The 8,455-nt window shown below is 71.2% G+C and carries 9 protein-coding genes and 1 pseudogene; all 10 read left to right on the forward strand.

Going from position 1 to position 8,455, the window contains the following annotated elements; translation table 11 throughout:
- Positions 1-319 (forward strand): annotated as a pseudogene (locus AC32QD_RS04690) (hypothetical protein); the annotation flags it as partial.
- Between the two features lie 14 nt (positions 320-333).
- Positions 334-561, forward strand: a complete 228-nt coding sequence (rpsR, locus tag AC32QD_RS04695; RefSeq protein WP_492009324.1) for a 30S ribosomal protein S18 — start codon at positions 334-336, stop codon at positions 559-561.
- Between the two features lie 13 nt (positions 562-574).
- Positions 575-1,249 (forward strand): 50S ribosomal protein L9, encoded by a 675-nt coding sequence (gene rplI, locus AC32QD_RS04700; protein ID WP_492009325.1) that lies wholly within the window; start codon positions 575-577, stop codon positions 1,247-1,249.
- 352 nt (positions 1,250-1,601) lie between these two features.
- Complete coding sequence (locus tag AC32QD_RS04705) at positions 1,602-3,077, forward strand: replicative DNA helicase (RefSeq protein WP_492009326.1); 1,476 nt, start codon at positions 1,602-1,604, stop codon at positions 3,075-3,077.
- A 10-nt stretch (positions 3,078-3,087) separates the two neighbouring features.
- Positions 3,088-4,164 carry an alanine racemase gene (gene alr / locus AC32QD_RS04710; protein ID WP_492009327.1) on the forward strand — a complete coding sequence of 359 codons (1,077 nt, stop codon included), beginning with the start codon at positions 3,088-3,090 and terminating at the stop codon, positions 4,162-4,164.
- 98 nt (positions 4,165-4,262) lie between these two features.
- Positions 4,263-5,066 (forward strand): MlaE family ABC transporter permease, encoded by an 804-nt coding sequence (locus AC32QD_RS04715; protein WP_492009328.1) that lies wholly within the window; start codon positions 4,263-4,265, stop codon positions 5,064-5,066.
- A 32-nt stretch (positions 5,067-5,098) separates the two neighbouring features.
- Positions 5,099-5,845, forward strand: coding sequence for an ABC transporter ATP-binding protein (locus AC32QD_RS04720; protein ID WP_492009332.1), 747 nt, complete (start codon positions 5,099-5,101; stop codon positions 5,843-5,845).
- Positions 5,846-5,847: 2 nt separating this feature from the next.
- A complete protein-coding gene (locus AC32QD_RS04725; protein WP_492009329.1) occupies positions 5,848-6,315 on the forward strand; it encodes a paraquat-inducible protein A in 468 nt (155 codons plus the stop codon).
- Between the two features lie 5 nt (positions 6,316-6,320).
- On the forward strand, positions 6,321-7,697 hold the full coding sequence (gene radA / locus AC32QD_RS04730) for a DNA repair protein RadA (protein WP_492009330.1): 1,377 nt from the start codon (positions 6,321-6,323) through the stop codon (positions 7,695-7,697).
- 53 nt (positions 7,698-7,750) lie between these two features.
- On the forward strand, positions 7,751-8,455 hold a 705-nt coding region (locus tag AC32QD_RS04735; protein ID WP_492009331.1), incomplete at its 3' end, for a CvpA family protein.

Here is an 8,455-nt window from a genome sequence, read left to right on the forward strand (position 1 = left end):
GGAGATGGAGCGCCTGATGCGGCTGCACGACGACGTCATGCGCGTGCTCACCATCAAGGTCGACGAGCACGAGGAAGGCCAGAGCGCCATGCTGTCGAGCCGCGGCCGCGACGACCGCGACCGGGGCCGGGGCCCCAGAGGGGACCGCGACAGGGGCGACCGCGACAGGGGTGATCGCGACCGGGGTGATCGCGACCGGGGTGACCGCGGGCCGCGCGGCGACCGTGACCGCGGCGACCGTGACCGCGGCGACCGGGGCGACCGCAGCGACCGGGGTGACCGCAGCGACCGGCGCGACCGCGCCGACGCGCGCAGCTGAGAAGGAATCCGACAATGGCACGCAGACCGTTCTTCCGCCGGCGCAAGACCTGCCCCTTCTCGGGCGCCAACGCGCCCAAGATCGACTACAAGGACGTGAAGCTCCTGCAGCGCTTCGTGTCCGAGCGGGGTAAGATCGTGCCCTCGCGCATCACCGCCGTCTCGGCCAAGAAGCAGCGCGAGTTGGCGCGCGCCATCAAGCGCGCCCGCTTCCTCGCGCTCCTGCCCTACGCGATCCAGTGAGGGGGGCGACACGATGCAAGTAGTCCTGCTCGAGCGGGTCGAGAAGCTCGGCCAGATGGGCGACGTGGTCCAGGTCAAGGCCGGCTTCGCCCGCAACTACCTGTTGCCGCAGAGCAAGGCGCTGCGCGCCACCAAGGCCAACCTCGAGCGCTTCGAGCGCGAGCGCGCCCAGCTCGAGGCGCGCAACCTCGAGCGCAAGACCGAGGCCGAGGCGGTCGCCGCCAAGCTCGACGGCCAGACCTTCGTGGTCATCCGCCAGGCCGCCGAATCGGGCTCGCTCTACGGCTCGGTCAACGCGCGCGACATCTCCGAGGCCGCGACCGAGAACGGCTTCTCGGTCGGGCGCGGCCAGGTCGTGCTCGACCAGCCGGTCAAGGAGCTCGGCCTGCACGAGATCCGCATCCTGCTGCATCCAGAGGTCTGGGCCACCGTCACCGTCAACGTCGCGCGCAACGCCGACGAGGCGGCGCTGCAGGCCCAGGGCAAGACGGTCGCCGAGGTCCGCGCCGAGGAAGAGCGCGCCGAGGAGGCCGAGCGCGCCGCCGAGTTCCAGGTCGCCGAGCTGTTCGAGGACGTGCGCGGCGCCGAGGAGGCCGAGGAGGCGCTGGGCGACAGCACGCTGGTCGACGAGCAGGCCGGGGACGGCGACGAGACCGCCGAAGACGGGGAAGAAAAGCCCGCCCGCTAAGCCACGCCCGCTAAGCCGCACCAACTGAGCCGCGCCCGCGAGCCCGCGCCCCCGCGCGGGCGCGCGCGGCTCCGTCCCGCCGCCACCGCCGGGGGCCCGTCCCCGGCGGCATCCCGGGGCGCGTTGTGCGAGCGGTCCGGCGGCGGGAGTCATATCCACAGATCAATCCCCTGAAATGTCCCCGACTTTTTTGTCGGGGGCAGGAGTCCCGCGCACTCAAGCCCCTGTCCGCACTTGTCCCGAAGTTATCCAGAACTTGTCCCCAGCCCGCAAACATGTTCTACTTATGTTCATGTTCTCGGGGCGCCCCGAATGGTGCATCCAATCGGGCCTGACGAGGGGAAAGACTCACATGGCAGACGGCGCGAAGGTCGAGGCGAGGCATCTCGCCCCCAGCAATATCGAGGCCGAGCAGGCGCTTCTCGGCGCCTTGCTGCTGAACAACGAGATCTTCGACCGCATCGAGCCGATCGTGAAGGTGCATCACTTCTACGAGCCGGTGCACGGGCGCATCTTCGAGATCGCCGCGCGGCGCATCCAGAAGAACGCGCTGGCTTCGCCGGTGACGCTCAAGCCCTTCCTCGGCGACGACGAGGGGCTCAGGGAGCTGGGCGGCACCGAATACCTCGCCCGCCTCGCCGCCAGCGCCATCTCGCTCGCGGCCGCGCGCGACTACGCCGAGACGATCCGCGACCTCGCGCTCAGGCGCGACCTGGTCACCATCGGCGAGGAGATCGTCACCCGCGCCGCCACATTCGATTCAGAGCAGGAGCCGACCGAGCAGATAACAGAGGCCGAACAGGCCCTCTACAGCCTCGCCGAACGGGGAAAGCTGGAAGGCGGATTCGTCGATTTCGCCCAGGCCGCCACCATGCCCGCGAACATGGTGAATGCCGCCTTCCAGCGCGGCGGCGGCCTCGCCGGCATCTCGTCGGGCCTGCACGAGCTCGACTACAAGCTCGGGGGCTTCCGCAACTCCGACCTGGTCATCCTCGCCGGCCGCCCCTCCATGGGCAAGACGGCGCTCGCCACCAACATCGCCTTCAACATCGCGCGCAAGTACAAGAAGGGCACGCGCCCCGACGGCTCCGAGGGCGCGGTCGAGGGCGGCGTCGTCGGTTTCTTCTCGCTCGAGATGTCGTCCGAGCAGCTCGCCAACCGCATCCTCGCCGCCGAGAGCCAGATCCGCAGCAACGAGCTGTTGTCGGGCCGGCTCGAGGAGGACGAGTTCCGCCGCTTCCTCGAGGTCGCCGCCGAGCTCGAGCGCATCCCGCTGTTCATCGACGACACCGCGGCGCTGCCGATCCATTCGCTCGCCGCCCGCGCCCGGCGGCTCAAGCGCCAGCACGGCCTCGACCTTCTGGTGGTCGACTATCTCCAGCTGGTGCGCCCCTCCTCGGGCCGCGCCAATGACGGCCGGGTGCAGGAGGTCTCCGAGATCACCCAAGGGCTCAAGGCCATCGCCAAGGAGCTCGACATCCCGGTCCTTGCCCTGTCCCAGCTCTCGCGCAAGGTCGAGGACCGCGAGGACAAGCGCCCCCAGCTCGCCGATTTGCGCGAATCGGGCTCGATCGAGCAGGATGCCGACGTGGTCATGTTCGTCTTCCGCGAGGAGTACTATCACGAGCGGCTCAAGCCCTCGGAGGATTCCGACCGTTTCCCTGAGTGGCAGCAGAAGGCCGAGCGCCTGCACGCGCGCGCCGAGGTCGTCATCGGCAAGCAGCGGCACGGGCCGATCGGCACCGTGGACCTGCACTTCGAGGGCAAGTTCACCCGTTTCACCGACCCGGTGCGCGAGCCCGCGGCCTACGACTCCAGCTTCACCTGAGCGGCGCGCCGTGACGCTCAGCGGCGAGCTCTCGATCGACCTTGACGCCATCGCGGCCAACTGGCGCGCGCTCGACGCGCGCTCGGGCCCAGGCGTCGAGACCGCCGCCGTGCTCAAGGCCGACGCCTATGGCTGCGGCGCCGCTTATGTCGGCCCGGCGCTCGCCCGCGCCGGCGTGCGCAGCTTCTTCGTCGCGCAGCCCCGCGAGGGCGCGACGCTGCGCGAGGCGGTGGGCCGCGCGCCCCTCATCTACGTGCTCGCCGGCTACCCGCCCGCGGGCAGCGAGGCGGCGCCGCCGCCGCTCTATGCCACGCACGACCTGCGCCCGGTGCTGAACTCCGCCGCCCAGGCGCGCGCCTGGCTCGCCGGGCACCCCGGCGCGCCCTGCGCCGTGCATGTCGACAGCGGCATGAACCGGCTGGGCATGCCTCCGGCCGAGTTCGCAGGCCTCGGCCCCCTGCCCGAGGCGGTGCGCCTGGTGATCAGCCACTACGCCTGCGCCGACGAGCCCGAGCACCCGTTGAACGCCCGCCAGCGCGCCGACTTCGCCCGCCTCACCGAGGGAATCGACCGGCCCCGCTCGCTGGCCAACACCGGCGGCATCCTGCTCGGGCCGGACTCGCATTTCGACCTCGCCCGCGCCGGCGTCGGCCTCTATGGCGGCCTGCCCTTCGCCCAGGCCCGCCGCGCCGTCACCCTGCACGTGCCCATCCTGCAGATCCGCGAGGTCCCCGCCGGCGCCTGCGTCGGCTATGGCGGCGACTGGACGGCGACGGCCCCCGCGCGCATCGCCACCATCTCCGCGGGCTACGCCGACGGCCTGCCGAGGGGCCTCGGCAACCCCGCGCTCGGCGCCCCGGCGCGCGCCTTCCTCGACGGCCGCCCGCTCCCCTTTGCCGGCCGGGTCTCCATGGACCTGATCACGCTCGACGCCACCGGCTGCCCCGACGCCGTCCCCGGCGCCATGGTCGAGCTGATCGGCCCCAACCAGGGCATTGACGATCTTGCAACGGCCGCAGGCACCATCGGCTACGAGATCCTGACCTCCCTTGGAAGCCGCTACACCCGGCGCTATACGGGGACCTGACCGAAGGGCGACCCTCGGCAGTTGCTCCGCCAGCGCGCCCGCCGAGGGCCGGGGAGGGGCATGGCCGCGCCCGCAATCCAGGACCGGAGCCCGCCCAGATGCCGATCCTCTTCCTCGCCCAGAGCTTCCTCGCCTCGATCGGCGCCACCGTGATCCGGCTGTGCCAGATCACCGGATCGCTGACGGTCTTCGCCGCGCGCGGCGTGGCCGGCGCCTTCAGCCCGCCGTGGTATCCGGGCGAGCTCGGCCGCCAGCTCGTGCGCATCGGCTACCTCTCGCTGCCGGTGATCGGCATGACGGCACTGTTCACCGGCGGCGCGCTGGCGCTGCAGATCTTCGCCGGCAGCTCGCGCTTCAACGCCGAGAGCTTCGTGCCCTCGATCGTCGCCATCGGCATGGTGCGCGAGCTCGGCCCCGTGCTCGGCGGCCTGATGGTGGCGGGCCGGGTCTCCTCCTCGATCGCGGCCGAGCTCGGCACCATGCGCGTGACCGAGCAGATCGACGCGCTCAGCACGCTGTCGACCAACCCGATGAAGTACCTGGTCGGCCCGCGCATCCTGGCGGCCACCATCGCCCTGCCGATCCTGGCCTTTGTCGGCGACATCATCGGCATCATGGGCGCCTTCCTGGTCTCGGTGATCCGGCTCGACTTCAACGCCGCGGTCTACCTCAGGACCACCTGGGACTTCCTCGAGGCCGACGACATAAACTCGGGCCTGATCAAGGCCGCGGTGTTCGGCTTCATCATCGCGCTGATGGGCTGCTACCAGGGTTTCCACTCGGGCCGCGGCGCCCAGGGCGTGGGGCGCGCCACCACCGACGCCGTGGTGACCGCCTTCATCCTGATCCTCGGCTCGAACTACGTGCTCACCGAGATGCTGTTCCAGGGGACGTCGCATTGACCCGCGCCGGCACGCACACACCGAAGATCGATATGCGCGGCGTGAAGAAGCGCTTCGGCCGAAACCGCGTGCTGCGCGGGGTGGACATCACCGTCGGCGAGGCCGAGTCGCTGGTCATCATCGGCGGCTCGGGCACCGGCAAGTCGGTGACCATCAAGTGCATCCTCGGCCTGGTGCAGCCCGACGCCGGCGAGATCCGCGTCGACGGCGAGGACATCTCGAAGGCGCGCGGCCGCCGCCGCGAGGCGCTCCTGGACAAGTTCGGCATGCTGTTCCAGGGCGGCGCGCTGTTCGATTCGCTCGCGGTGTGGCAGAACGTGGCCTTCCGCCACCTGCACGGCTCGCGCAAGCTGCCGCGCGCCGAGGCCCGCGACGTCGCCATCGAGAAGCTGCGCCGGGTGGGGCTGGGTGCGGAGACCGCCGACCTCTACCCCGCCGAGCTCTCGGGCGGCATGCAAAAGCGCGTCGGGCTGGCGCGCGCCATCTGCGCCGGGCCGCAGATCATCTTCTTCGACGAGCCGACCACCGGGCTCGACCCGATCATGGCCGACGTGATCAACGGCCTGATCCGCGAGATCGTGGTCGAGCTCGGCGTCACCGCCGTCACCATCACCCACGACATGACCTCGGTGCGCAAGATCGCCGACACCGTGGCCATGCTGCACGACGGCGTGATCCAGTGGACCGGCCCGGCCTCCCAGATCGACACCACCGACAACCCCTACGTGCACCAGTTCGTCAACGGCCTGCCCGAGGGCCCGATCGCCGCGCTGCGCTGACCATGTGGCGCGCCGCCATCGCTCTCAACCTCGCACTGCTGGCGCTGTTCCCCGCCGCCTGGCTGGCGCCGCTGGCGCGCGCCGCGTTCTGGCCGCTGTTCTTCTCGGCCAGCGAGATCTCCATGCTCTCGGGCATCCGCGCGCTGTGGAGCTCCGACGCCGCGCTCGCCGCCCTGGTGGCGCTGTTCGCCGTGGTCATCCCCTACGCCAAGACGCTGGCGCTGGCCGCGATCCATCTCGGCCGGCTCGGCCCCTGGGCCCTGCCGGTGATCGAGGTGATCGGCAAGCTCTCCATGACCGACGTGTTCCTGGTCGCGGTCTATATCGTGGTGGTCAAGGGCGTGGGCGTGGGCACCGTCTCCACCGCCTGGGGCCTGTGGCTGTTCACCGGCTGCGTGCTGGCCTCGATCTGGGTCGCCCACGTCACCCGGCGCCGCCTCACCCGGCACCGCCTCGCGGCGCGGGGCTGAGGCGCGTGGCGCGGCCCTCGCCCACCTTCGTGTGCCGCGACTGCGGCGCCGTCCACGCCAAGTGGGTCGGCCGCTGCGACGCCTGCGGCGCCTGGGGCACGGTCGAGGAGGACGCCGGCCTCTCCGCCGCCGGTCCCCCGACCCGCAGCCTCGGGCAGCGAAAGGGCCGCGCCGTGCCGCTGACGCCCTTGGCCGGCCAGGAGGCCCCGCCGCCGCGCCGCGCCAGCGGCATCGCCGAGCTCGACCGCGTGCTCGGCGGCGGCCTGGTGCCGGGCTCGGCCGTGCTGGTCGGCGGCGACCCGGGCATCGGCAAGTCCACGCTGCTGCTCCAGGCGGCCGCCGCCTTCGCCTGGGCCGGCGAGCGCACCGTCTACGTCTCGGGCGAGGAGGCGCCGGCCCAGATCCGCATGCGCGCGGCCCGCCTCGGGCTCGCCGGCGCGCCCGTCTCGCTCGCCGCCGAGACCAACCTGCGCGACATCCTGACCACGCTCGAGGCCGAGCGCCCGGCGCTGGTGGTGATCGATTCGATCCAGACCATGTGGGCCGACCACGTCGAGTCCGCGCCGGGCTCGGTCTCCCAGGTCCGCGCCACCGCGCACGAGCTCGTGAGCTTCGCCAAGCGCCGCGACGTCTCGGTGATCCTGGTCGGCCACGTCACCAAGGAGGGCCAGATCGCCGGGCCGCGCGTGGTCGAGCACATGGTCGACACCGTGCTCTATTTCGAGGGCGAGCGCGGCCACCAGTTCCGCATCCTGCGCGCGGTGAAGAACCGCTTCGGCCCGGCCGACGAGATCGGCGTGTTCGAGATGACCGGCACCGGGCTCGCCGAGGTCGCCAACCCCTCCGCGCTGTTTCTGGGCGAGCGCGGCGAGGCCGCCTCGGGCGCGGTGGTGTTCGCCGGCATCGAGGGCACAAGGCCGCTGCTGGTCGAGCTGCAGGCCCTGGTCGCGCCCTCGGCGCTGGGCACGCCGCGCCGCGCCGTGGTCGGCTGGGACGCGGCGCGGCTGGCCATGATTCTCGCCGTGCTCGAGGCGCGCTGCGGCGTCTCGCTCGCCGGCCACGACGTCTATCTCAACGTCGCCGGGGGCCTGCGCATCTCCGAGCCCGCCGCCGATCTCGCGGTTGCGGCCGCGCTGCTCTCGGCGCTGACCGGCGAGCCGGTGCCGGCCGAGACGGTGATTTTCGGCGAGATCAGCCTCTCGGGCGCGGTGCGCCCCGTGACACAGGCCGAACTTAGGCTTAAAGAAGCAGAGAAACTGGGCTTTACCGCGGCTTTCGTGCCAAACCAGATGAAGCGCGGCGAGAAATCTGGCATACCTGTGACAGGTGTTGAGGATCTGCCCGGTTTCGTCGCCGGCAGCTTCGCCGCGGCGCGGGACTAGAGGGAACCGGCAACGGGGACCGGGAACCGACTGAGGGGATCGGGGGAGCGAGCATGCATTTCACCGTGGTCGACGGCGGGGTCGCCGTAGTCACACTGATCTCGGCGATCCTGGCCTATTCGCGCGGCTTCACGCGCGAGGTCTTCGCCATCGCCGGCTGGATCGTCGCCATCGTCGCCGCCTTCTACCTGGCGCCGAAGATCGATCCGCTGATCCGCGAGGCGCCGGTGGTCGGGCACTTCCTGTCCCAGTCGTGCATCATCTCGCTGATCGCCGCCTTCACCATCGTGGTGGCGCTGGCGCTGCTGGTGCTGTCGCTGTTCACGCCGCTGATCTCCAACGTGGTGCTGCACTCGGTGCTGGGGCCGTTCGACCGCATGCTCGGCTTCCTGTTCGGCGTGGCCCGCGCCATCGTGCTGATCGCCGTCGCCTTCCTGATCTACGTCAACTTCTCCGGCCCGCGCGGCTGGCCGGCGCTCGACAACGCCGCCAGCCTCGCCGTGGTGCAGGAGACCGCCAAGGCGCTGGAGAAGTCGGTGCCCAACAGCATACCCGACTGGTTCTCGGGCAAAATCAACGCGCTGATGGTCAACTGCGAGGGCACCACGCCCGCCGCCCAGACCCCCAACGGCACCGCCGCGCCGGCCAAGGGCGGCACAACCGGCTCGTCCACCACGGGGACCTCCACCACGGGGACCTCCACCACGGGGACCTCCACCACGGGGACCTCCACCACGGGGACCTCCACCACGGGGACC

This window comes from Thermohalobaculum sp. (assembly GCF_058622915.1).

Bases quoted from the DNA above. Each gene is read 5' to 3' on its own strand.
- rpsR (WP_492009324.1), top strand. From the start codon at position 334: ATGGCACGCAGACCGTTCTTCCGCCGGCGCAAGACCTGCCCCTTCTCG.
- rplI (WP_492009325.1), top strand. From the start codon at position 575: ATGCAAGTAGTCCTGCTCGAGCGGGTCGAGAAGCTCGGCCAGATGGGC.
- AC32QD_RS04705 (WP_492009326.1), top strand. From the start codon at position 1,602: ATGGCAGACGGCGCGAAGGTCGAGGCGAGGCATCTCGCCCCCAGCAAT.
- AC32QD_RS04715 (WP_492009328.1), top strand. From the start codon at position 4,263: ATGCCGATCCTCTTCCTCGCCCAGAGCTTCCTCGCCTCGATCGGCGCC.
- AC32QD_RS04720 (WP_492009332.1), top strand. From the start codon at position 5,099: ATGCGCGGCGTGAAGAAGCGCTTCGGCCGAAACCGCGTGCTGCGCGGG.
- AC32QD_RS04725 (WP_492009329.1), top strand. From the start codon at position 5,848: ATGTGGCGCGCCGCCATCGCTCTCAACCTCGCACTGCTGGCGCTGTTC.